General features: G+C 74.6%; 23 protein-coding genes. 18 read left to right on the top strand and 5 right to left on the bottom strand.

Annotated features, from left to right (window positions below; translation table 11 throughout):
• The first annotated feature begins 2 nt into the window (after nt 1-2).
• From HN031_RS20755 to HN031_RS20700, 12 genes are all read left to right on the top strand, one after another.
• Nucleotides 3-1,355: an aldehyde dehydrogenase gene (locus HN031_RS20755; protein ID WP_172274970.1), complete on the top strand. Its 1,353-nt coding sequence runs from the start codon at nt 3-5 to the stop codon at nt 1,353-1,355.
• Nucleotides 1,356-1,417: 62 nt separating this feature from the next.
• Nucleotides 1,418-2,197: a 3-oxoacyl-ACP reductase gene (locus HN031_RS20750; RefSeq protein ID WP_172274968.1), complete on the top strand. Its 780-nt coding sequence runs from the start codon at nt 1,418-1,420 to the stop codon at nt 2,195-2,197.
• Between the two features lie 10 nt (nt 2,198-2,207).
• A complete protein-coding gene (locus HN031_RS20745) occupies nt 2,208-2,918 on the top strand; it encodes a gamma-glutamyl-gamma-aminobutyrate hydrolase family protein (protein ID WP_172274966.1) in 711 nt (236 codons plus the stop codon).
• Nucleotides 2,919-2,972: 54 nt separating this feature from the next.
• Entirely contained in the window at nt 2,973-4,214 is a 1,242-nt protein-coding gene (locus HN031_RS20740) for a hypothetical protein (protein ID WP_172274964.1), read from the top strand.
• A gap of 117 nt (nt 4,215-4,331) precedes the next feature.
• Complete coding sequence (locus HN031_RS20735) at nt 4,332-4,985, top strand: hypothetical protein (RefSeq protein WP_172274961.1); 654 nt, start codon at nt 4,332-4,334, stop codon at nt 4,983-4,985.
• A gap of 44 nt (nt 4,986-5,029) precedes the next feature.
• Complete coding sequence (locus HN031_RS20730; protein WP_172274959.1) at nt 5,030-5,947, top strand: hypothetical protein; 918 nt, start codon at nt 5,030-5,032, stop codon at nt 5,945-5,947.
• Between the two features lie 8 nt (nt 5,948-5,955).
• Nucleotides 5,956-7,260: a hypothetical protein gene (locus HN031_RS20725; RefSeq protein ID WP_172274956.1), complete on the top strand. Its 1,305-nt coding sequence runs from the start codon at nt 5,956-5,958 to the stop codon at nt 7,258-7,260.
• A gap of 12 nt (nt 7,261-7,272) precedes the next feature.
• Nucleotides 7,273-8,898 (top strand): hypothetical protein, encoded by a 1,626-nt coding sequence (locus HN031_RS20720; RefSeq protein ID WP_172274954.1) that lies wholly within the window; start codon nt 7,273-7,275, stop codon nt 8,896-8,898.
• On the top strand, nt 8,891-9,934 hold the full coding sequence (locus HN031_RS20715; RefSeq protein ID WP_172274951.1) for an aminotransferase class I/II-fold pyridoxal phosphate-dependent enzyme: 1,044 nt from the start codon (nt 8,891-8,893) through the stop codon (nt 9,932-9,934). Before HN031_RS20720 ends, HN031_RS20715 begins: the two co-directional genes overlap by 8 nt.
• Nucleotides 9,931-10,722 (top strand): amidohydrolase family protein, encoded by a 792-nt coding sequence (locus tag HN031_RS20710; protein ID WP_172274948.1) that lies wholly within the window; start codon nt 9,931-9,933, stop codon nt 10,720-10,722. The genes HN031_RS20715 and HN031_RS20710 overlap by 4 nt, the downstream gene beginning before the upstream one ends.
• Nucleotides 10,719-11,873, top strand: coding sequence for an amidohydrolase (locus HN031_RS20705; protein WP_172274945.1), 1,155 nt, complete (start codon nt 10,719-10,721; stop codon nt 11,871-11,873). The genes HN031_RS20710 and HN031_RS20705 overlap by 4 nt, the downstream gene beginning before the upstream one ends.
• Nucleotides 11,870-12,436 carry a hypothetical protein gene (locus HN031_RS20700; protein WP_172274943.1) on the top strand — a complete coding sequence of 189 codons (567 nt, stop codon included), beginning with the start codon at nt 11,870-11,872 and terminating at the stop codon, nt 12,434-12,436. Before HN031_RS20705 ends, HN031_RS20700 begins: the two co-directional genes overlap by 4 nt.
• A gap of 35 nt (nt 12,437-12,471) precedes the next feature.
• Here HN031_RS20700 and HN031_RS20695 read toward each other — a convergent pair whose 3' ends face one another.
• From HN031_RS20695 to HN031_RS20685, 3 genes are all read right to left on the bottom strand, one after another.
• A complete protein-coding gene (locus HN031_RS20695) occupies nt 12,472-13,869 on the bottom strand; it encodes a sigma 54-interacting transcriptional regulator (RefSeq protein WP_172274940.1) in 1,398 nt (465 codons plus the stop codon).
• Between the two features lie 71 nt (nt 13,870-13,940).
• Complete coding sequence (locus tag HN031_RS20690; RefSeq protein WP_172274938.1) at nt 13,941-14,417, bottom strand: VanZ family protein; 477 nt, start codon at nt 14,415-14,417, stop codon at nt 13,941-13,943.
• Between the two features lie 41 nt (nt 14,418-14,458).
• A complete protein-coding gene (locus tag HN031_RS20685; RefSeq protein ID WP_172274935.1) occupies nt 14,459-15,391 on the bottom strand; it encodes an SDR family oxidoreductase in 933 nt (310 codons plus the stop codon).
• Between the two features lie 116 nt (nt 15,392-15,507).
• Between HN031_RS20685 and HN031_RS20680 the strand changes: the two genes are divergently transcribed.
• The 3 genes from HN031_RS20680 to HN031_RS20670 are packed head-to-tail and all read left to right on the top strand — an operon-like array spanning nt 15,508 to nt 18,247.
• Nucleotides 15,508-16,347 carry a helix-turn-helix transcriptional regulator gene (locus HN031_RS20680; RefSeq protein WP_172274932.1) on the top strand — a complete coding sequence of 280 codons (840 nt, stop codon included), beginning with the start codon at nt 15,508-15,510 and terminating at the stop codon, nt 16,345-16,347.
• A gap of 24 nt (nt 16,348-16,371) precedes the next feature.
• Complete coding sequence (locus tag HN031_RS20675; protein WP_172274930.1) at nt 16,372-18,057, top strand: bifunctional 3'-5' exonuclease/DNA polymerase; 1,686 nt, start codon at nt 16,372-16,374, stop codon at nt 18,055-18,057.
• 4 nt (nt 18,058-18,061) lie between these two features.
• A complete protein-coding gene (locus tag HN031_RS20670) occupies nt 18,062-18,247 on the top strand; it encodes a hypothetical protein (RefSeq protein WP_172274927.1) in 186 nt (61 codons plus the stop codon).
• Between the two features lie 19 nt (nt 18,248-18,266).
• Here HN031_RS20670 and HN031_RS20665 read toward each other — a convergent pair whose 3' ends face one another.
• Entirely contained in the window at nt 18,267-18,491 is a 225-nt protein-coding gene (locus HN031_RS20665) for a hypothetical protein (protein WP_172274924.1), read from the bottom strand.
• 89 nt (nt 18,492-18,580) lie between these two features.
• Between HN031_RS20665 and HN031_RS20660 the strand changes: the two genes are divergently transcribed.
• From HN031_RS20660 to HN031_RS20650, 3 genes are all read left to right on the top strand, one after another.
• The gene (locus HN031_RS20660) at nt 18,581-19,162 is read left to right on the top strand and encodes a LysR family substrate-binding domain-containing protein (RefSeq protein ID WP_172274922.1); all 582 of its coding nucleotides are present in this window, start codon (nt 18,581-18,583) and stop codon (nt 19,160-19,162) included.
• Nucleotides 19,163-19,264: 102 nt separating this feature from the next.
• The gene (locus HN031_RS20655) at nt 19,265-20,332 is read left to right on the top strand and encodes an NAD-dependent epimerase/dehydratase family protein (RefSeq protein WP_172274919.1); all 1,068 of its coding nucleotides are present in this window, start codon (nt 19,265-19,267) and stop codon (nt 20,330-20,332) included.
• Between the two features lie 62 nt (nt 20,333-20,394).
• A complete protein-coding gene (locus HN031_RS20650) occupies nt 20,395-20,763 on the top strand; it encodes a Rieske (2Fe-2S) protein (protein WP_172274916.1) in 369 nt (122 codons plus the stop codon).
• A gap of 56 nt (nt 20,764-20,819) precedes the next feature.
• Here HN031_RS20650 and HN031_RS20645 read toward each other — a convergent pair whose 3' ends face one another.
• Nucleotides 20,820-21,491, bottom strand: a complete 672-nt coding sequence (locus HN031_RS20645; protein WP_172274913.1) for a sulfotransferase — start codon at nt 21,489-21,491, stop codon at nt 20,820-20,822.
• Nucleotides 21,492-21,499: the final 8 nt, after the last annotated feature.

The raw sequence follows: 21,499 nt of genomic DNA, 5'->3' as shown, positions 1-21,499 counted from the left end.
AGATGAGCACCCTGATCAACCCGACGACCGGCGCGGAGCTCGACTCCTCGCCGGCCTCGGCCTCCCTCGAGGAGGCCGACGCCGTCATCGAGCGGGCGCACGATGCCTTCCCCGGCTGGCGCGACGTCGCGCCGGGCGAGCGCGCACGGCTCCTGCGCGCCTTCGCCGCCGTGGTGGACGAGCACCTCGAGGAGCTCGCGCAGCTGGAGGTCCTCAACGCCGGGCACACCGTGGGCAACGCGCGGTGGGAGGCCGGCAACGTCCGGGACTGCCTGAACTACTACTCCGCGGCGCCCGAGCGGCTCTTCGGTCGGCAGATCCCCGTCGCCGGAGGCACGGACGTCACCTTCCACGAGCCCCTCGGCGTCGTCGGCATCATCGTGCCGTGGAACTTCCCGATGCCGATCGCGGCCTGGGGCTTCGCCCCCGCGCTGGCGGCCGGCAACACGGTGGTCCTCAAGCCCGCCGAGCTCACGCCTCTCACCGCGATCCGCATCGGTGAGCTGGCACTGGAGGCGGGCCTGCCCCCGGGCGTCCTCAACGTCGTCCCGGGCAGGGGCTCGGTCGTCGGCGAGCGCTTCGTCACCCACCCGCTGGTGCGCAAGGTCTGCTTCACCGGGTCCACCGCCGTGGGCAAGAAGATCATGGCCGGCTGCGCCGACCAGGTGAAGCGGGTGACCCTCGAGCTCGGCGGCAAGAGCGCCAACATCGTCTTCGCCGACACCGACGTCGCCGCCGCGGCGGCCAGCGCGCCCTACGCCGTGTTCGACAACGCGGGACAGGACTGCTGCGCGCGCTCGCGGATCCTCGTGCAGCGCTCGGCCTACGACGAGTTCGTCGGTCGCCTCGAGACCGCGGTCCGAGCACTGAGGGTGCTCGACCCCGCCGACGAGCAGAGCGAGATGGGTCCCCTGGTCTCCGCCGCCCAGCGCGACACCGTCCAGGCCTACGTCGACGGCGCCACCGTCGCGTTCACGGGGACCGCCCCGGACGGTCCGGGCTGGTGGCTGCCGCCGACGGTGGTCGAGTCGCGCGACACGAGCGAACCGGTGTGGCGCGAGGAGGTCTTCGGCCCCGTGGTCGCGGTGAGGGCGTTCGACGACGAGGACGAGGCCGTGGCGCTGGCCAACGACACCGACTACGGCCTCTCCGGCTCGATCTTCACCTCCGACGTCGGCCGCGCCCTGCGCGTGGCGCGCCGCGTCGAGGCCGGCAACCTCTCGGTCAACAGCCACTCCTCGGTGCGCTACTGGACGCCGTTCGGCGGCTACAAGCAGTCCGGCCTCGGCCGCGAGCTCGGACCGGACGCGCCGAACGCGTTCACCGAGGAGAAGAACGTCTTCATCGCCCACTGAGCAGCCGCACCGGCGGCTCCACGACCGGCTCCCCCGCCGGCCCACACTGAAAGGCACAGGACATGGCAGGACGCATCGAGGGCCGTACGGCGGTCGTCACCGGCGGTTGCAGCGGCATCGGGCTCGCGACCGTGCGCCGCTTCGTCGAGGAGGGCGCGCGGGTCGTCATCGGCGACATCGACGACGCCACCGGCGAGTCGCTGGTGGCGGAGCTCGGCGGCCCCGACGTGGCGACGTACGTCCATGTCGACGTGACGTCCAAGGACGAGGTGGACGCGCTCTTCCGCACTGCGCAGGACACCTACGGATCGGTCGACATCGCGTTCAACAACGCCGGCATCTCGCCGCCCGAGGACGACTCGATCCTCGACACCGACCTCGAGGCCTGGCGCCGCGTGCAGGAGGTCAACCTCACCAGCGTCTACCTGTGCTGCAAGGCAGCGCTGCCCTACATGCTCGAGCAGGGCCGCGGCTCGATCATCAACACGGCCTCGTTCGTGGCCGTGATGGGCGCGGCGACCTCGCAGATCTCCTACTCCGCGTCGAAGGGCGGCGTGCTGTCGATGTCGCGCGAGCTCGGGGTGCAGTTCGCCCGCCAGGGCGTGCGGGTCAACGCCCTGTGCCCCGGACCGGTGAACACCCCGCTGCTCAAGGAGCTGTTCGCCAGCGACGCCGAGCGCGCGGCCCGGCGGCTGGTCCACGTGCCGATGGGCCGGTTCGGCGAGCCCGAGGAGATGGCCAACGCCGTGCTCTTCCTCGCCTCCGACGAGTCGAGCTTCATGACCGCCAACACCTTCCTCGTCGACGGCGGCATCTCCGGCGCCTACGTCACGCCGCTGTGAGGACGGGTTCGTGGACGCACCGCTCATCGGCCTGACGACCTACCGCCAGCGGGCGGCCTGGGGCGTCTGGGACGCGCGCGCCGACCTCCTGCCCACGGAGTACGCCGCCTCGGTCGAGGCGGCGGGCGGCGTGCCGCTGCTCCTGCCGCCCGTCGCCGCGCCGGGCGCCGCGGCGCGGGTGGTGGCCCGCATCGACGCCCTCGTCGTGTCCGGCGGAGCCGACGTCGACCCCGCGGCATACGGGGCTGAGCCCCACCCGGAGACGGCGGCGTGGCAGCCGGACCGGGACGAGTGGGAGCTCTCCCTGCTGACGGCGGCCGCCGAGGTGGGCCTCCCGGTCCTCGGCATCTGCCGGGGCATGCAGCTGATGGCCGTGCACGCCGGCGGCACGCTCGACCAGCACACGCCCGACCTCGTCGGGCACGCGCAGCACTCCCCCGGCGGCGACGCCTACGGATCGATCGAGGTGCGCACGGCGGAGGGGTCGCGGCTCGCCGGCCTGGTCGGGGCGACGGCCGAGGTCAGCTGCCACCACCACCAGTCCGTGGCCACCCACCCGGGCTTCACGGCCGTCGCGCGCGCCGAGGACGGCACGCTCGAGGCGATGGAGGCCACCGGCGACCGCTACTGCCTCGCCGTGCAGTGGCACCCGGAGACGCGGCTCGAGATCGGCCTGATGGCCGGGCTGGTGGCCGCCGCGCGGGAGCACGCGGCGTCCTGAGCGACGCGCGGACGACGCGCGGACGCCCGCCGCGCCCGGCGGTACGGTCGGCAGGTGGAGCGGTCCGGACCGTCGCTCGGCATGACACCTCGGCTGGCCGCGCGGCCGGGGCTGCGCGTGCTGTCCTACCTCGCCCTGCTGCCGGCCGGCGCCGTCGAGCTCGACGCCGCCGTGGACCGGGCGGTGGCGGAGAACCCGCTCCTCGAACGCCGCTCCTGGCGGCCGTGCCCGACCTGCGGACTGGCGACCACCGGCGAGCGCTGCACGGTCTGCTCGACGGCTCGCTGGAGCGCCGAGCCGGAGGCGACGTCGGACTGGCGCGCGGACCTGCTGCGCGACGCGGTCACCGAGCTGCCGGACACGTGGCGTCCGGTGCTCGAGGAGGTGGTGGCCTCGCTCGACGACCACGGGCTCCTGCCCGACCCGCCGCCGGTGCCCGCGGAGACGCTCGCGGCCGTCGTCGCCGGCCTGCGCCGGGCGGGTCCGCCGGGCATCGCCGCCACGTCGCCGATCGACTGCGTCCGCGTCCAGGCGGCCGCGCTGGTCGAGTCGGGATCCGTGGATCCCCTGGTCGGCGAGATCGCCGAGCGGTGGCTGCCGGACGTCGCCGAGGAGCGCTTCGCGGACGTCGCCGAGGCGGCGGGAGCCACTGAACAGGCGGTGGCCGCGGCGGTCGCCGTGCTCCGTGGGCGCACCCGCCCGTTCGTGTCGCTCCCGGGCGGTGCGGCCCGCAGCGCGCCCACGGACGTGGTCTTCACGCAGCCGGACCGCCCCGGTCCGGTGGTCGCCCACGTCGCGGGTCCCGACTCGGCGGGGATCGAGGTGGTGACCGACGTCCTAGCCGACACCGACGAGGCCCGCGCCTGGCTCGCGCCCCACCGCGAGGCGGCGGCCAGGCTGGTCGCCCAGGTCGCCGCCCGGGGCCGGATGCTCCAACGCGTCGCCGACGAGGTGGCGCTGCGCCAGCAGGGGTTCATCGTGGCCGGACCGGAGGAGCACCGGCCCCTGCTGCGGCGGGACGTGGCAGCCGCTCTCTCGGTCCATCCCTCGACCGTCGGTCGCGTCGTCGGCGGCAAGCTGGCCCGGTGTCCGGACGGGCGCGTCGTCCCGCTCGCGGACTTCTTCGGCGCCAGCCCCTCCACGGCGGTGCGGGTCGCCGCGGCACGGGCCGAGCACCCCGGAGCCACCGACCAGCAGGTGGCCGACCTGCTGTCCCGCGACGGGGCGGCGATCTCCCGGCGCACCGTCGCGAAGTACCGCGCCCGGGCCGCGAACCCCGCTTCGCCCCGACCCTGACGCCGCTCGCCACGGAGCGAAGCGCGCTTCGCCCGCCACGGCGACGTACCGCCCGGTGGGCGTGGCACGGAACTTGCATGGAGGGGTCGAGAGCCATCGACCGAGAGGGGACACCCCATGCACGACATCGACCGCGCCATGTTCGAGCTGAGCGGCGAGACCGGCGAGACCGGTTACGAGACCTACGAGCTCCAGGAGGCGGCGCAGGAGTACGAGTCCTACGAGGCCGGCCACGAGGCCGAGGCCATGGAGATGGAGCTGGCCGGCCGGCTGCTCGAGGTGAGCAACGAGGCCGAGCTCGAGGACTTCCTCGGCAGCCTCGTCCGCTCGGCCACCTCGGCGGCCCGCGGCTTCGCGGGATCGGCCGCCGGCCAGGCGCTCGGCGGCGTCCTCAAGAACGCCGCCCGCCAGGTGCTGCCGCAGGTCGGCGGCATCGTCGGGTCCGCCCTCGGCGGCAGCTCCGGGGGCCAGCTCGGGACCGCTGCCGGTCGCTGGCTGGGCAGCCGCTTCGAGCTCGAGGCGATGTCCCAGGAGGACCGCGAGTTCGAGGTCGCCCGGGCCTTCGTCCGCACCGCGGGCGACGCGGCCCGCATCGCGGCCCGCACGCCCCAGCTCCCACCGAGCCAGGCAGCCACCCAGGCGGTCGCCGCCGCGGCACGCCGCCACCTCCCGGGACTGGTGCCCGTCGTGACCGGGACCGCCGGGCGCAGCCGGGCGGCCTCGGGGCGCTGGGTGCGCCAGGGCCGCCGCATCGTCATCTACGGCGCCTGAGCGCCGCCACCACGCACCGTCCCCGTCACCGAAGGAGTCAACCGATGAGTGTCCACGAATCATTCGAGTGGGAGCAGCCCGAGCTGCACGAGTCGTACGAGTGGGAGCAGCCCGAGCTCCACGAGTCGTACGAGTGGGAGCAGCCCGAGCTGCACGAGGCCTACGAGCTGTCCGGCGAGCTGCACGAGAGCCTCGAGCTCGAGCTCGCCCAGGAGCTGCTCGAGATCACCAACGAGGCCGAGCTCGAGGAGTTCCTCGGCAAGCTGGTCCGCGGCGTGGCCCGCGGGGCCAGCTCGTTCATGAAGTCGGGCGTCGGCAAGGCCGTCGGCGGCGTGCTCCGCAACGTCGCGAAGACCGCCCTGCCGATGGTCGGCTCGGCGCTCGGCTCCTTCGTCGCGCCGGGGTTGGGCACCGCCATCGGCGGCAAGCTCGGCAGCATGGCCGCCAAGCTCCTCGAGGCCGAGGAGCGCGAGACGATGGGCGAGGCCGAGGCCGAGCTCGAGGCCGCTCGGCGCTACGTGCGCTGGGCCAACGGGACGGTCCGCAGCGCCATGCGCGCGCCGTACGGCGTCGCCCCGCGCCTGGTCGCCCGCAGTGCCGCCGTGTCCTCGGCCCGTCGCTATGCCCCGACGCTGCTGCGCCAGGGCCAGGGCCAGGGCCAAGGCCGTGGCCGGCAGGCCTACGGCCGCCAGGGCCAGTGGCGCGCGCGTCGCGCACCGCGCTGGGACGCTCCCGCCTGGGACCCGTCGCCGTTTGCGCCGTCGCAGGGCTGTCGCTGCGGTCGAGGCACCGGGGGCGACGGAGGGTTCGAGCCGTTCGACGACGACGACGCGTCGGCCATGGAGAGCCTCGAGGCGTTCGAGACCTTCGAGACGCACGAGTCGCAGGAGTCGCAGGAGGTCGGTGGACCGGCCGGCCGCTGGTACCGGCGCGGCAACCGGATCGTGCTGGTCGGGGCCTGAGGTCGGCCATGGACACCCGCCTGCGCAGCGACGCGCTCCTCGAGATGGAGGCCCGCGGGCTGCTGGCACGCCTCAACCAGATCCGGCCGCTGGCCCTGCACGAGACCATGGTGCCCGCGGCCATGCTGCCGCTGCGGGCGGCGCTGGACATCGAGCGGTTCCTCCACACCGGGCGCACCGTCCTGCGACGACGCGTCGAGGACTACCTGACGTGGCTCAGGGGACCGGGTCGGCAGGCTCCGCCCGCCGAGCAGCAGCACCGCTTCGTGCTGCTCCGGATGAGGTTCAACTCGATCCTCAGCCAGCTCGACATGTTCACCGAGGTCGTCACCCAGCGCAGCGAGAGCCGCACCGGGACCTGGCTGTCGGGGCTCGACGTGCTGGCGGACGACGCCCTCCGGATCACCCCGCTGATCACCGACCCACCGCCGGCGGTGTGCTACCTGGCTCGCGGGCCGGGCGCGGCGATCCGACGGGCGCGGACCAAGATGCCGGGCGGCGACCTGAGCCCGGCCGCCATCATCCGGATCCCGCGCGAGCGGATGGTCGGGCACGGCATCGCGTCCTCCCTCGTGCACGAGGTCGGGCACCAGGGAGCGGCGCTCCTCGGCCTCGTGGAGAGCCTGCGCAAGGACCTGGCCGCCCGTCGACCGTCGGGCACCCGGGAGCAGGCCGTGTGGCGCAGCTGGGAGCGCTGGATCTCCGAGATCGTGGCCGACCTGTGGTCCGTCGCGACGCTCGGGATCTCCTCGACGCTCGGGCTGCTCGCCGTCGTCAGCCTGCCGCGCTTCTTCGTCTTCCGGCCGTCCGGGGACGACCCGCACCCGATCCCCTACATCCGGGTCCTGCTCAGCTGCGGGATGGGCGAGGCGCTCCACCCGCACCCCCAGTGGGCCGCCATGCGTGCCTCCTGGAAGGCGCTGAACCCGGTGGCCGGGCTGCCGCCGGTGCGCCAGCAGGAGCTGGCCGCCCTGGAGGCGGGCATCCCGGCCTTCGTCCGGGCCCTGCTCGCCCACCGCTCCCCCGCGCTGGGCGGACGAGCGCTGGGGCAGGTCTTCCCGACAGCCGAACGCACGCCGGCCCGGCTGCTCCAGCTCCACGCCACCTGGCGCGGCGACCTCGGCGCCATGGCGCGCCAGCGGCCGAGCCTCGTCTTCGCCGTCGCCGGGCAGGCCCGCGCCGCCGGGCGCATCACCCCCGAGGCGGAGAGCCAGCTCATCGGCGCCCTGCTGAGGGCCTGGGCGCTGCGCAGCACGCTCGCCTCCGCGGAACAGATCACCACCACCCGACGCGTGCTCGCACGCGCCTCATGAGAAGGAGTCAGCATGTCCAAGGACAGGCACAACGCGATCCGGCCCACGAGCCAGGTCTTCACCCCGGAGGAGGACGTCCTCTTCGAGGTCGCCCTCGAGTCCAGCGTCAGCGCCTTCACCTGGGCGGTCCTGCACGAGGGCGCCGACGAGGCCACGGCGGTCGCCGTCGGCTGGAAGCCGCGGTCCGGCGGCCGCAAGCCCGCGGCCGAGCACACCATCTCGCTGGGATCGGCGGTCGAGTGGGACGAGAGGTACGTGCACGAGCACGAGGACGACGACGTCCACCTCGACGAGGGTGAGTACCGCCTGGTGCTCTACGCCGGCAGGCCCGGCTCCGGCGAGACCGGTTCGGCCTTCATCGAGCACGCCGAGGAGCTCGACCAGGACGCCTTCGCGGTGTCCACGCACCCGGCCGCCGGCTCGGACACCGGCCACGACGGCGACATCGGCCAGCCGCTGCGCGTCGCCCTCGTCCGGGAGGGTCCGACCGGACAGGTCGAGCGGTCCTCCCCCGTCACGTACGCCGAGTTCCGCCGCTTCCTCGAGGCCGACTGGGGCCCCGGGGAGGCCTACGACGACGCGAACGCCTGGCCGGCCTTCGGCGGGCGTCCCTACCAGGCCCTGCGGCGCGCCGCCCGTGACTTCGTCTCCCGGTCGAAGGTCACGTCCTTCGGCGACCTCGTGCCGCCCGGGTACGAGGAGCACAAGCTCGAGGAGACCGCCGCGCAGTTCCCCGGCATCCTGCTGCCGCGCGACGCCGGGACGGCGTACCTCCCGGGCGTCGAGCTGATCTGGAACTACTGGCTCGAGGAGGGGATGCTCGTGCAGACCCTCAACGTGATCCTCGCGCGGTTCCAGAACCGGCGGATCCCCGGCCGCGACCCGCTGGCGCGGTTCGACGTCACGCCGCTGCTGCCGCTGCGCAACCGGCTGTGGGGCTATGCCGAGGACGAGCTGCACCGGCTCACCGTGCGCAGGCGCGCGGTGGAGTACGAGTACGAGTACGGCTTCTCGCTCATCGGGCGAGCGGTCCCCCGCCCGCACGTGGTGGTGGAGCGCCGCAACGGCTTCCTGGCCACGTTCCACCAGGTGCTTTTCCTCGCCCACCGCTACTTCAAGGAGCTCGACGACCTGACCGTGCAGGCCGACGCCTTCCCGCTCTACAGGGCCCTGCGCGACTGCCACATCGTGCTGTCGCAGGGCACGCAGAACCAGTACGGCGAGATGGCGGTGGCGGCGCGTGCCGAGTTCCTCGTGATGCAGAGCATCCTGGCCGAGCCGCAGATGCGCGAGTTCCTCGGCGGCCGTCCGATGACGCCCTACCCCGAGGCGTGGATGGACCGGGTGGACAGCATGAAGTCGATCCAGGGCTGGACCGACACCAGCATCATGCACTTCAACGACCTCGCGACGATCGGCGAGCAGCTGGTGCTCACCATCCGGCTCGGCAACTGGGCCGATCCCGGCGTCGGCGGGATCGAGGCGGCCACCTGGGCGCAGGCGTTCCGCTACGGCATCCAGAAGTACGCCGCCGCCTACCGGTCGGCGACCGGCGTCGACCTCGCCCAGGAGCCCAGCACGGAGATGCCGTCGACCCTGCTCGCCCGCCGGCTCTCCGGCGCCCGGATCCGTGCGTGACGACTTCACCTCCGCCCACTTCCTCGGTCTCCGGCCGTCCGGCACACCGGCCGGCCTGACGACCGGGCGGCCGGCGGCGGTCGAGGAGACGGAGGCGGGCCGGCCGCTCACGAGGCGGCTGGCCCGCTGGCACGGCGACGGCGACGGCGTGCTCGCCCGGACCAGCCTGCACGCGCTCATCGACGTGCTGTCGACCCGTGTGCCCGACGCGGTGATCCTGCTCGACGAGGCGGTCTACCCGATCGGCCGGTGGGCCGTGGGTGCCGTGGGTGCCGTGGGCGGGAGCGGTCCGGAGGTCGTGCGCTTCCGGCACCACGACGCGGACGACGCGCGGCGCCGAGCTCCTCGCCGACGACGGGCGGTCGTGGTCACCGACGGGCTCTGCGGCTCCTGCCTGCGTCCCGCGCCGCTGGGCGAGCTGGCGGACGTCGCGCGGCGCCACGACGGCGAGCTGGTCGTCGACGACACCCTCGCGGCCGGCGTGCTCGGACGTCGTACGCCCACGGCGCCGGTCCTCGGCAGCGGCGGAGGCGGCACCGCGGCCTGGCTCGGGGTCGAGCCGGGCCACGTGACCGTCGCGTCGCTGGCCAAGGGGCTCTCGGCGCCGCTCGCGGTCGTCACCGGGCCCGGCCCCCGGGTCGCCCGCGTCCGCGCCGACGGACCGACCCGGGTGCACGCCGGCCCGCCGACCACGGCCGACGTCGCCGCGCTGCGCCACGCGCTCGACGACCCGAGCCTCGACGACCGCCGGGCGCGGCTGGCGGGTCACGTCGTCCGCGTCCGCAGCGTCCTGGCCGACCTCCGGATGCGTCCGCTGGGCGTCGGGTTCCCCCTCGTCGCGACCGAGGGCGGCCGTCGCGACCCGCTCGAGGTGCACCGCGCGCTGGCGGCGTCGGGGATCCGGTCCCTCGCCACGACGGGACGGTGCACCGGCCGCCCGACGCTCTCGCTGTGCCTGCGCGCCGACCACGGCGAGGCCGAGATGCAGCGGCTGGAGCAGGCCCTCGCCGGCGCGGTCACCGGGAGGGCGGCATGAGGGGTCCGCTGGTCATCGACGCGCACGTGCACATCGGCACGGGCGACGGGCTGCGCGGGCCCTGGGACACCGAGGGCTCGCTGCCGGTCTACCTGCGCCGGGCCCGTCCCGCCGGCATCCGCGGCGCCGTGGTCATGGCACCCCTCACCTCGGACTACCCGCGCGCCAACGCCGACATCGCCCGCCTGATCACCCGCCCCGGGTTCCTCGGCTACCTCTTCGTCAACACCCGCACCGAGGCCGGCCACGTCGGCGAGCGGGTCACCGTCGCCGTGCGCCGGGGCTTCTGCGGCATCAAGGTGCACGCCCACGACGCACGCATCACCCGGGAGGTCGCCGAGGCGGCCCGGCGGTGGGCCCTGCCGGTCCTCTACGACCCGGCCGGCGACACCGCCACCGTCGAGATGGTCGCGCGGGCCTACCCGGACGTCGCCTGGGTGATACCGCACCTGTCCTCCTTCGCGGACGACTGGAAGGCGCAGTGCGCGTTCGTCGACCAGCTCGTCCGGATCCCCAACGTCTTCACCGACACGTCCGGCGTGCGCTACCACGACCTGCTCGAGGACGCCGTGCGTCGTGCCGGGCCACGGAAGGTGCTGTTCGGCAGCGACGGTCCGTTCCTGCACCCGGCCGTCGAGCTCGCGAAGGCACGGGCGCTGCCGGTCGACCGCGACGGGCTCGCCGACGTCCTCGCCGGCAACGTCCTGCGGCTGACCGCCCCTGCCCGACAGCGCTTCCGCGCCCGTCGTGGCCGGCGCGTCGCGCACCGGCGGGCGGTGACGACGTGAGCACGGCGGCAGCGGCGCGGGCAGACGTACGGTCCGCGGTCCACCGGCTCGCACCGGCACTCCTCGCGCTGTCCCACGACCTGCACGCCCGTCCCGAGACGGCCTGGGCGGAGCACCGCTCGAGCCGCCGGGTGGCCACGTTCCTCGCCTCCGCGGGACTCCGCGTCGAGCTGCCGGCGCACGGCCTGGCCACGGCCTTCCGCGCCCGTGCCGGTCGTGCGGGTCCGCTGGTGGTCCTGTGCTGCGAGTACGACGCCCTGCCGCGGCTCGGCCACGGCTGCGGCCACAACGTCGTCGCGACAGCGGCCGCCGGGGCGGCGGCCGTGCTGGCCCCCCTGGCCGCGGCCCACGGCGGCCGCGTCGTCGCCCTCGGCACCCCTGCCGAGGAGGGCGGCGGCGGGAAGATCGAGCTGCTCCGCCGCGGTGCGTTCCACGGCGCTGCCGCCACGCTCCTCGTCCACCCCGGCTCCCGGGACCAGGCGCGGGCGACGTTCCGGGCCGCAGCGACGTACGACGTGGTGTTCGGCGGTCGTGCCGCGCACGCCGCGATGGCACCGGCCCACGGCCGCAACGCGGTGGACGCCGCCGTGCTGGCCTACGGGGCCCTGGGCGTTGCGCGGTCGCGGCTCGCGCCCGGCGACCAGGTCACCGCGGTGGTGACGCGAGGTGGTGACGCGCCCAACGTCGTGCCCGAGGCCGCCGCGCTGCGGGTCATGACGCGGGCGGCGACGACGCCCGGCCTGCGTCGGCTCCTCGCGGTGGTCGAGCGGTCGGCCGCCGCCGGTGCCACGGCGACGGGGTGCTCGGTGCACGTCGAGCGACGCGGTCCGGTCTACCACGAGCTGCGCACCGACCCGTGGCTCGCGGCCTCGCTGGAGCGGCACCTCCGCTCGCTGGGCCGGGCTGCCGCGCCGGGCGACCCGCTCGACGTGCTCACCGCGGGGAGCACCGACCTCGGCAACGTCAGCCACGTCGTGCCCGTCGCCCACCCCAAGCTGGCGATCGGCCGCCTCGCTCCGCACTCGCGCGCGTTCGCCGCAGCCGCCGCGTCGCCCGCCGGGGACCGCGCCGTCCTCGACGGCGCCACCCTGCTCGCACTCACCGCCCTCGACGTGTGGGCGGCAGGACCACCAGGAGGAGAACCGTCATGACAACGACACGGCAGAGCCGCCACCGCTGGGACTCGACCACGAAGCCGACCGCATGGCCGCAGGACCTCGTGAGGTTCCCCCGCAAAGGCGTCGTCGGCGAGATCAAGCCGCACAACGCCGAGGGCATCGCCGACGGGATCCGGCAGCTCGTCACGCGCACGGCGGGACGCCGCTCGGTCACCCCACAGCTCCTCACCTACCGCCAGGTACCGGGCCAACCGTCACGCTACGAGGTCCTCGCTGCCGACTCGGGCGAGCTCAAGCGGATCATCGCCGGCTGGCGCCCTCGCCAGCGCGTCCCGAAGCCGACGACCTGGTACCAGCTCCGCCACCCGATCTCCGTGCCGGCTGCCGTGGAGCTGATTCCGCGCTGGCAGTGCCCCACCCAGCTGGGGAACCTGGTCGAGGCGCAGGTGCGAGCCAAGTACGCCATGCAGCTCGGCATCACCCTGCCGGCCAGGAGCGCGTCCCGCACCGGGGCCGACATCGAGCACGAGCTGCTCGAGATGGCGGAGTTCCTCCGCGAGCTGGCCGCCGAGCTGGAGGCCGAGGTCCACGGCTGAGCCTCCGGGCGAGCCGGGGGCGGGGCCCAAAGGGCTCACTGAGCCTTCTTGCCCGCTCGCGGCCGCGGCACCTGCCTGCGCAGCTGGACGGCCCGGTCGGTCACCCCGAGCAGCGCCGCCGCGCGGTGCACGTTGCCGTCGCACCGTGCGAGCGCGGCCTCGACCGCGACGTCCCCGACGAGCGTCTTGAGGTCGGGCAGGCTGAGCCCCTCGGACAGACCGGCCCGGACGGCCCGGTCGAGCAGCCGTCGCGACGGCACGGGCGGGTCGGCCGCGGGGCCGGCCGGTCGGTACTGCAGGGGCACGTCGCCCGGGCTGACCGCGCCGGGACCCGCGTGCCGCGCGGCGACGGCGTACGCCAGCTGGCGCAGCTCTCGGAGGTTGCCCGGGTAGTCGCGGTCGTGGAGCAGCGCCACCACGCTCGGCGCCACCTCGAGCGGTCGGCCCGCCGCCTCGGCGAGGAAGTGCCGGAACAGGTCCTCGAGGTCGTCGGTGCGCTCGCGCAGGGGCGGGAGCCGCACGATCCCGGAGGCGATGCGGTGGTAGAGGTCGCTGCGGAACCGGCCCTGGCGCTGCTCCTCCTCGAGGTCGCGGTTGGTGGCGCTGACGAGGCGGAAGCGGGTGCGCGACCAGGTGTCCCCGCCGACGCGCTTGTAGGTGCCCTCCTGGAGCACCCGGAGGAGCTCGACCTGGAGCGCGAGGGGCAGCTCGCCGATCTCGTCGAGGAACAGCGTGCCGCCGTCGGCCGCCGCGAAGGCACCCGCCCGGGCCCGGTCCGCGCCGGTGAAGGCGCCCTTCTCGTGGCCGAACAGCTCGCTGCCCGACAGCGACGCGACGATGGTGGTGCAGTCGACGACGACGAGCGAGGCCGACTCCTCGGCGACGGCGTGGACGAGACGTGCCGCCAGCTCCTTGCCCGTGCCGGTCTCCCCGACCAGCAGGATCGGCCCGGAGCCGTAGACCGCCAGCTCGACGAGGTCGACCAGCAGCCTGCGCGTGGCCGCCGACCCACCGTGCACCAGTGAGGCCACCACCCGCGAGGAGAGCACGCGGTCGACCTCGCGCCAGCGCTCCAGCCGCGCCACCACCACGGCGACCGTCTCCTCGCCCGTCCAGCTGATGACGTCCTCGACACCCTGGGCGAGCAGTCCCCACACCCCGGACGGGTGCCGCTCGCCGCAGGCCACGACCAGCACACGGCCGTCCCCGTCCTCGACCCAGTCGGGGGCCGGCGGCAGGGGCGCGTCGAGGAGGCGTACGCCGTAGGGGTCCGCGCCCTCCTCGAAGCCGCCGTCGTCCAGGGCGCGACGCAGCAACGCCATCTCGGCGCTGTCGGACCTTCCGATCACCGTCGCCATACCGGTCCCGAACTCGGTGGTGCTCCCTCGGTGGTGCTCCCGCAGCGACCCGGCCAGCCGCCGACCCTCGATCATGGCACCCACGGCGGTCCACGGGCGACCACCGGTCCAGTCCGGCGTCCGGTCCGCCGCTCCCGAGGGAGGCCTCAGACGTGCAGGCCCTGCTCCCGCTGATCGCGCTCCCGCTGCCGCCGGCGGCGCAGCGTGGCAGGCAGGGTCAGCACCAGCGCGAGGAGGATCCCCAGGAACATCCCGATCGAGTTGGCCGCCACGTCGCGGGGGTCCGAGACACGGCCCGGGATCTGGCGCTGCACGTTCTCGATCATGGAGGTCAGCACGATGCCCGCGGCGAGGGCCACCCACCACAGCCGCAAGCCGACCAGCAGCAGCAGGAACACGCCCAGCGGCACGAAGAGGCCGATGTTGGCGAGGAACTCGACCCGGTCGACGCTCAGCCGGCTCGTCAGCGGGTCGAGGTCGGGGTAGCGCTCGAGCCGGGCCAGGAGGCGCGCCGCCAGGCTCGAGTAGTCCGGCTGGTCCTCGGCGGGCGTCAGGGTGACGAGCCCGACGAATCCCAGGTAAAGGAGGGTCAGCAGGCTCAGGAACGGATGTCGGTGCAGCACGTGCCCATCATCCGGGTCGGGCCCAGACGCTCGACCGGCGTTCAGCCGAGACGCATCCCGGTCAGCTGCTCGGAGACGTCCCACAGACGCGCGGCGTCAGCCTCGCTGCGCAGTGGTGGCCACGGCTTCTGGAGCCCGGGCGGACCGCCGGCGTTGCCCGGCCACTGAGGTCCGTAGAAGCCGCCGTCGTCGCCCGTCGTCACCGCGAGCAGTGCGGGCAGCGTCGCGGTCTCGACCGTCCCGACCACCAGCCCGTGGGACGAGAGCCAGCGGATCACCCGGACGCTGGTGGTGTCCTCGGACCGCCCCAGCTCCGGCCGCGCGGCGAGCAGGCTCGTCGGCGCCACGCCCGGATGGGCGATGTTGCTGGTGAGGCCCCACCCGCCGGCCGCGCTGCGCCTGCTGAGCTCGAGGCCGAACAGCCCGCAGGCGATCTTGGACTGCTGGTAGGCCGCCATGCCGTCGTACGAGCGCTCCCAGGACAGATCGTCCCAGTTGATCCGGCCGCGGCGCGCCGCGACGCTCGCTTGCGACGTGACGCGCGCCCGACCGGCGCGGAGCAACGGCAGCAGGTGCGCGGTGAGCGCGAAGTGGCCGAGGTGGTTCGTGCCGAGCTGGAGCTCGAAGCCGTCGGTCGTGGTGCGGCGCTCGGGGGGCGTCATCACGCCGGCGTTGTTGACGAGGAGGTGGAGGGGCTCTCCCTCGCCGACGAGCCGCTCACCGAGGGCGCGGACCGACGCCAGCGATGCGAGGTCGAGGTCGTGCAGCACCAGCCGGGCACCCGGCACCCGTGAGCGGATCGCCGCGACCGCCGCCTCTCCCTTCTCCCTGTTGCGGACGGGGACGAGCACCTCGGCTCCGGCACCGGCGAGCGTGGCCGCGATGCCGAGCTCCATCCCGTCGCTGGCGCCGGTGACCATGGCGCGCTTGCCGGTCAGGTCGGGGAGGGTGATGTCGTAGTGCCTGGGTGCCACGGTGGCTCCTCGTGTGGGTCGGATGTGTGTGCCCTCGAGCCTGCAGGCCGCCGCCCGTCCCAACCACGGCCTGACGATCCGTGGCTGGGACGCCCCGCACCGGTCAGGATGGGCACATGATCGATCGCGCGGGACTCGCCGACTTCCTCCGTCGTCGCCGGGAGGCGCTCCAGCCCGAGGACGTCGGCCTGCCGAGGGGGGCGCGACGCCGGACGCCGGGACTGCGCCGCGAGGAGGTGGCGGCCCTGAGCCACATGTCGACGGACTTCTACTCGCGCATCGAGCGCGAGCGCGGACCGCAGCCGTCGGAGCAGATGGTCGCCTCGATCGCCCAGGGCCTGCACCTGTCGCTGGACGAGCGGGATCATCTCTTCCGCCTCGCCGGGCACCACCCGCCGACGCGCGAGGCCGCCGGCGACCATGTCGCGCCCGGGATGCTGCGGATCTTCGACCGGCTGGCCGACACCCCGGCCGAGGTCGTCACCGAGCTGGGCGAGACCCTGCGCCAGACGCCCCTCGGCGTCGCGCTCGTCGGCGACAACAGGCGCTTCGTGGGTCCGGCGCGGAGCATCGGCTACCGGTGGTTCACCGACCCCGCCGCCCGCAGGCTGCACCCGCCCGAGGACCACGAGCACTACTCCCGGATGTACGCCTCCGGGCTGCGCGGCGTGCTGGCCGTGCGGGGCCCGGACTCGCGGGCGGCGCACCTCGCCGAGCTCCTCCTCGAGCAGAGCGAGGAGTTCCGCACGCGGTGGGCCGCGCACGAGGTGGGGATCCGACCGCGGGAGGTCAAGCGCTACCTCCACCCCTCGGTCGGGCTGCTCGAGCTGAGCTGCCAGGTCGTGCAGGACCCCTTCCAGTCGCACTCCCTGCTCGTCTACACCGCCACGCCCGGCAGCGCGAGCCACGAGGGGCTGCAGCTGCTCGCGGCGACGGACGTCGCGGTGACCGCCTGACGCGGGGTGGGAGAGGGTGTCCCCATGACCCGGGTGCACCTCTCACGCCTTCCGGGCGACCGTGTCCGGGTCACCGGCGACGATCCGGTGACGCTCGACCGCGCCCACCTGGCGGCGTACGTCCGTGAGCGCGAGCCGGACCAGCCGCGGTGGGTCTGGGACGACACCGCGCGGTGGTATCCCGAGCTGCTCGCCGCCGCCGTCCGGGTGGCCCGGTGCCACGACCTGCGGCTGTGCCACCGGCTCCTCGTCCGCGCGCCAGCCGTCGACGCCGACCTGCTGCGCGGGGAGGAGTCTGAGCACTGGGACCGGCTGGGTCCGGCCGCACCGAGCGACCCGGTGCTGTTCAGCACCGACGACGCCGCCGAGCACCTCAGCGCCGACCTCGAGGACGCGCGGCAGCTGGCCGCCATCGACGCGTCCGCCGAGGCCGCCCGCCTGCGGCTGCTCGTCGCGGCCGAGTCCGCGGGCGCGCTGGCGGCCGCCGAGATGACGTACGCCGGCGTGCCGTGGCGCGTCGACGTGCACGAGGAGCTGCTGGCCGGGCTGCTCGGTCCCCGCCCGCCGCGCGGTGCGCGGCCACGGCTGCTCGAGGAGCTCGCGGACGAGGTGCGCCGGCTGCTGGGCTCGCCGGGCCTCAACCCCGACTCCCGGCCCGAGCTGCTGGCGGCGCTGCGCCGCTCGGGCGTCGAGGTGGCCGACACCCGGGCGTGGACCCTGCGGCGCATCGACCACCCGGTCACCGAGCCGCTGCTGCGCTACAAGAAGCTCGCCCACCTCTTCCAGACCAACGGGTGGGCGTGGATCGACGAGTGGGTCCGCGACGGGCGCTTTCGCCCGGTCTACCAGCCCGCCGGCTCGGCCACCGGCCGGTGGTCGTCCAACGGCGGTGGCGCGCTGTCCTTCCCCGTGCAGGTCCGCTCGGCGGCCGTCGCCGACGAGGGGTGGGCCCTCGTGGTCGCCGACGTGGCGCAGCTCGAGCCGCGGGTCCTCGCCGACATGAGCGGCGACGAGGCACTGGCGAGGGCGGCCCGCGGCACCGACCTCTACCAGGGAATGGTCGACGACGGCGCCGTCGCGACGCGGCAGGACGCCAAGCTCGGCCTGCTCGGCGCGATGTACGGCGCCACCAGCGGCGAGAGCGGCCGGATGGTCGCCGGGCTGACCCGCCGCTACCCCGCCGCCTTCGGCCTCGTCGAGGACGCGGCCCGCGCCGGTGAGCGCGGCCAGGTGGTCCGCACGCTGCTCGGTCGGGGCTGTCCGGCACTCGGCGGGTCGTGGGACGAGTCACCCGACGCACCGCCGGCCGACCTCGACGACCAGGACCGGCGACGCCGCGCCTACGGCCGGTTCACCCGCAACTTCGTGGTGCAGGGGACGGGCGCCGAGTGGGCGTCGTGCTGGGTCGCCGACCTGCGCAACCGGCTCTGGCGCCTCGGAGCCGACGGCCCGGTGGACGCGAGGCCGCACCTGGTGTTCTTCCTCCACGACGAGGTCGTCGTCCACGCACCCGCGCACCTCGCGGAGGCGGTGACAGCGGCGGTCACCGAGGCGGCAGCGACCGCCACCGCCCTGCTGTTCCGCGACCAGCGCGTCGACTTCCCGCTCAGCATCGCGGTGGTGCGGTCCTACGCCGAGGCGAGCAAGGCCACGGAGCCGGCGGCCGCGGTGTCGACGGGTGGCCCGGCGCCCGCGCCGGACCTATCGTGAACGGATGAGCGAGGACACCCAGCAGGACACCCAGCAGGACCGGTCGGCGGCCCTCGACATGTTCGACGACGAGGCGGCCCGTGAGACCGGACCGGCGCTGGTGTGCCGGGTCTGCGGAGCGCTGGTGTCGCCCGCGGGCGACTACGCGCAGGCGCACTGGGACTGGCACGAGGCGTCCAACGGCGCCTGACCCGTCGCCGGCCGTCGCGTCAGGCGCCCTGGCCGAGCGGCTCGATCTCGCCGCGCTCGACGAGGTCCTCCAGCGCGAGGCGGCAGCCGGAGCGCCACCCCCCGTGGCCGTCCTCGAACGAGACGACGGCCTCCCCGGCGCACTCGCCGGAGCCTCCGTCCTCCCCGTGGTGCGAGCACCGGCCCTCCGCGGCGGGGGTGCCGGGCTCGTGGATCTCCGGGTCGAACGTCTGCGAACGGTGCATCTCGCTCACCTCCGTCCCCAGCGTGCCACCGCACGACCGCCGGCCGCCCCACCCCTGAGGTCCTTCCCTGAACGCCTAGGGTCGGTCCCATGACCGACCCGCTGCGCATCGGCTTCGTCACCGGAGCGACCCCCGACAAGTGGGCGCGCCACTGGCGCGACCGGCGTCGGGAGCCGTTGGAGCTGGTGCCGGTGACGGAGGCCGACCAGATCGACGGCGTGCTCGACGGGAGCCTCGACATGGCGCTGGTCCGGCTGCCCGTCGACCGCGACGGGCTCCACTGCGTCCGGCTCTACGACGAGCTGCCGGTCGCCGTCGCGTCACGCGAGCACCTCCTCGCCGCGGCCGACGACGAGGTCACGACCGACGACCTCGCCGACGAGCAGCTCGTGCGCCCCCACGGCAGCGGCTGGCGACCGCGCGCCGACCAGCTCGAGTGGCCCCCGATGAGCGAGCAGGAGGCGATCGAGACGGTGGCCGCCGGCACGGGCGTCGTCATCCTCCCGATGTCGGTCGCGCGGCTGCACCAGCGCAAGGACGTCGTGCACCGCGTGGTCTCCGACCTCGAGCCCACCACGATCGCCCTGGTGTGGCGCACCGAGCGCGACGACGACACCACGCAGGCCTTCGTCGGCGTCACCAAGGGGCGCACCGCCAACACCTCCCGCTAGCCGAGGGGCGGACCGTCGCGTCCCGGTGGCGTGGGACCGTGAGCGATGGGTACGGGCCACCGGGAGCGGGACGGTGGTCGTCCTGCCCGACGAGGAGGCAGCATGCGGATCGTGATCACGGGTGCGACCGGCAACATCGGTTCGGCCCTGCTCCGGCGGCTCACCGCCGACGGCGAGCACGACCTCGTGGGCGTCGTACGTCGGCCTCCCGGGCCGGCCGAGCCCTACGACGCGGTGGCCTGGCACCCGGCCGACCTCACCGAGGTGCAGCCGGCGGAGCTGGCCGAGGCCTTCCGGGGCGCGGACGCGGTCGTGCACCTGGCGTGGGGTTTCCAGCCGTCGCACCGCGAGGACTACCTCGAGGAGCTCGGCGTCGGCGGCACCCGGCGGGTCATCGCGGCCGTGCAGGCCGCGGGCGTGCCGCACCTGGTGCACATGTCGTCGGTCGGCGCCTACTCGCCCAAGCGCGACGACGAGCCGGTCGACGAGTCGTGGCCTACGGGCGGCGTGCAGACCTCGATGTACAGCCGGCACAAGTCCACCGCGGAGCGGCTGCTCGACGGGCTCGAGCGTGACGCGCCCGAGCTGGTGGTCAGCAGGATGCGCCCGGGCATCGTCGGCCAGCGCGACGCCGGCAGCGCGCTGCTGCGCTACGGCCTGCCCGCGCTCGTCCCCGGGGGCCTGCTGCGGCACGTCCCGGTGGTGCCGCTCGACCGGGGCCTCGCCATCCCGATGGTGCACTCCGACGACGTCGCCGATGCCGTCACCCGGGTGCTGGGCGCCCGGGCCCCCGGTGCGTTCAACCTCGCCGCCCCGCCGGCCGCCGTCACCGCCCAGGACATCGCCGACGCGCTGGGCGCCCGGCTGGTCCACGTCCCGTCCGCGGTCCTGCGCGCCGCGGTGTCGGCGAGCTGGCACGCCCGCGTGCAGCCGCTCGACCCGGGCTGGATCGACATGGGGTTCGCGGTGCCGCTCCTCGACACGACCCGGGCGCAGTCCGAGCTGGGGTGGTCCGCCACGACGGACTCGCGCGCAGTGCTCCTCGAGACGATCGAGGGCATGCAGGACGCGGCCGCCGGCTCGTCGCCCGTGCTCCGGCCGCGCTCGGTCGTCGGCACGGTCGCCCGGGCGGTGCGCCGCGGTCCGGTCAGCAGCCGGCGTACGCCCTGACCTCTAACGCTGCCACCCCCTTGGGCGTGGGCGGCGCACCCGCCGCCGGGCAGGCTGGGGGCATGGCCGACACCCCCAGCGTCCCCGCCGACCAGCTGACCCCGGGCCAGGTGCGCCGCGCCGGCCCCTGGGCCGTCGGCAACCGCGACGGGGAGCTGTTCGCCGTCTCCCGCCGCTGCCGCCACCAGCTCGGCGACCTGTCCGAGGGCACCATCGACGCCGACGGCTGCCTGGTCTGCCCCTGGCACCAGGCCCGCTACGACGTCCGGACCGGCAAGATGGTCGAGGGGCCCAAGGGCTTCCTCGGCTACCACGGCCCGACCCCGGGCTACACCGGGCTCGTCCGCGGCTACAGCCAGGTGCTGCGGCTGCGGGTGGCCCGCGCCGTACGCCGTGGCGCCGAGATCGTGGTCGAGCGCACCAGCAGGTAGTCGCAGGCGCACGACGAGCCCGCGTCACCCCCTGACGGGCATTCGACGGCCGCTGACTAGGAGTCGTCGCGGTGCTTGCCGCGCCGCGAGTGCGGCGTCGCCATGACCTCGTGCACCCGGTCGGCGTCGAAGTCCTCGCCGAGCCACTCGAACAGCCCCCGCAGGGCCTCGGGGTCGGCGACGTAGTCGTCGTAGTGCACCCGGTGGACCACGTCGCCCAGTCCGACCGCGGCGCTCAGCATCCGGTCCTCGATCCGCTGCACGCGGCCCAGCGGGTCGTCCTTGTGCGTCCAGAAGTTGCTGGCCGCGACGTCCTCCAGACGGCGCGTGTTGAGCACGAAGCGCGCGCCCGGGAACACCTGGCGCAGGAAGTCGAGGTAGTCGGGGAGGTCCTCGTCGTACCAGCGGATCTCCTTGTAGCCGCTCACCCGGGTGTCCGGCTCCGGGCGCAGCAGGGTCGCCTCCGCGAGCGCCCGGATGTGGTGGAGCGAGTCCGCCTCGGGGAAGGACTCGATCCCGAACCACGGGTGCGTCGGCTGGCTCGCGCGCCGCGCGTCGACGCGCTCGCGCTCGGCCAGGCCGCTGCGGTGGAAGTCGTAGAGGTGGCGCATCGCGTGGCGGTTCTCCCCGCGCAGCAGCCAGCCCGGGATCGAGTTGAGGATGCCCATCAGCAGCGTCGAGCCCGACCTGCCGTAGGTCATCACGAAGACGTAGTCGCGCTCCGCCATCTGCGAGC

The organism is Nocardioides sp. zg-1308 (assembly GCF_013155375.1).
Taxonomy (GTDB): Bacteria; Actinomycetota; Actinomycetes; order Propionibacteriales; family Nocardioidaceae; genus Nocardioides; species Nocardioides renjunii.
This window is presented reverse-complemented; position numbering and strand designations above follow the sequence as displayed.

Excerpts from the sequence above, each read along its gene's own strand:
- HN031_RS20755 (WP_172274970.1), top strand. The coding sequence starts at position 3 with ATGAGCACCCTGATCAACCCGACGACCGGCGCGGAGCTCGACTCCTCG.
- HN031_RS20750 (WP_172274968.1), top strand. The coding sequence starts at position 1,418 with ATGGCAGGACGCATCGAGGGCCGTACGGCGGTCGTCACCGGCGGTTGC.
- HN031_RS20735 (WP_172274961.1), top strand. The coding sequence starts at position 4,332 with ATGCACGACATCGACCGCGCCATGTTCGAGCTGAGCGGCGAGACCGGC.
- HN031_RS20730 (WP_172274959.1), top strand. The coding sequence starts at position 5,030 with ATGAGTGTCCACGAATCATTCGAGTGGGAGCAGCCCGAGCTGCACGAG.
- HN031_RS20725 (WP_172274956.1), top strand. The coding sequence starts at position 5,956 with ATGGACACCCGCCTGCGCAGCGACGCGCTCCTCGAGATGGAGGCCCGC.
- HN031_RS20720 (WP_172274954.1), top strand. The coding sequence starts at position 7,273 with ATGTCCAAGGACAGGCACAACGCGATCCGGCCCACGAGCCAGGTCTTC.
- HN031_RS20710 (WP_172274948.1), top strand. The coding sequence starts at position 9,931 with ATGAGGGGTCCGCTGGTCATCGACGCGCACGTGCACATCGGCACGGGC.
- HN031_RS20700 (WP_172274943.1), top strand. The coding sequence starts at position 11,870 with ATGACAACGACACGGCAGAGCCGCCACCGCTGGGACTCGACCACGAAG.
- HN031_RS20695 (WP_172274940.1), bottom strand. The coding sequence starts at position 13,869 with ATGATCGAGGGTCGGCGGCTGGCCGGGTCGCTGCGGGAGCACCACCGA.
- HN031_RS20680 (WP_172274932.1), top strand. The coding sequence starts at position 15,508 with ATGATCGATCGCGCGGGACTCGCCGACTTCCTCCGTCGTCGCCGGGAG.
- HN031_RS20675 (WP_172274930.1), top strand. The coding sequence starts at position 16,372 with ATGACCCGGGTGCACCTCTCACGCCTTCCGGGCGACCGTGTCCGGGTC.
- HN031_RS20670 (WP_172274927.1), top strand. The coding sequence starts at position 18,062 with ATGAGCGAGGACACCCAGCAGGACACCCAGCAGGACCGGTCGGCGGCC.
- HN031_RS20665 (WP_172274924.1), bottom strand. The coding sequence starts at position 18,491 with ATGCACCGTTCGCAGACGTTCGACCCGGAGATCCACGAGCCCGGCACC.
- HN031_RS20660 (WP_172274922.1), top strand. The coding sequence starts at position 18,581 with ATGACCGACCCGCTGCGCATCGGCTTCGTCACCGGAGCGACCCCCGAC.
- HN031_RS20655 (WP_172274919.1), top strand. The coding sequence starts at position 19,265 with ATGCGGATCGTGATCACGGGTGCGACCGGCAACATCGGTTCGGCCCTG.
- HN031_RS20650 (WP_172274916.1), top strand. The coding sequence starts at position 20,395 with ATGGCCGACACCCCCAGCGTCCCCGCCGACCAGCTGACCCCGGGCCAG.
- HN031_RS20645 (WP_172274913.1), bottom strand. The coding sequence starts at position 21,491 with ATGGCGGAGCGCGACTACGTCTTCGTGATGACCTACGGCAGGTCGGGC.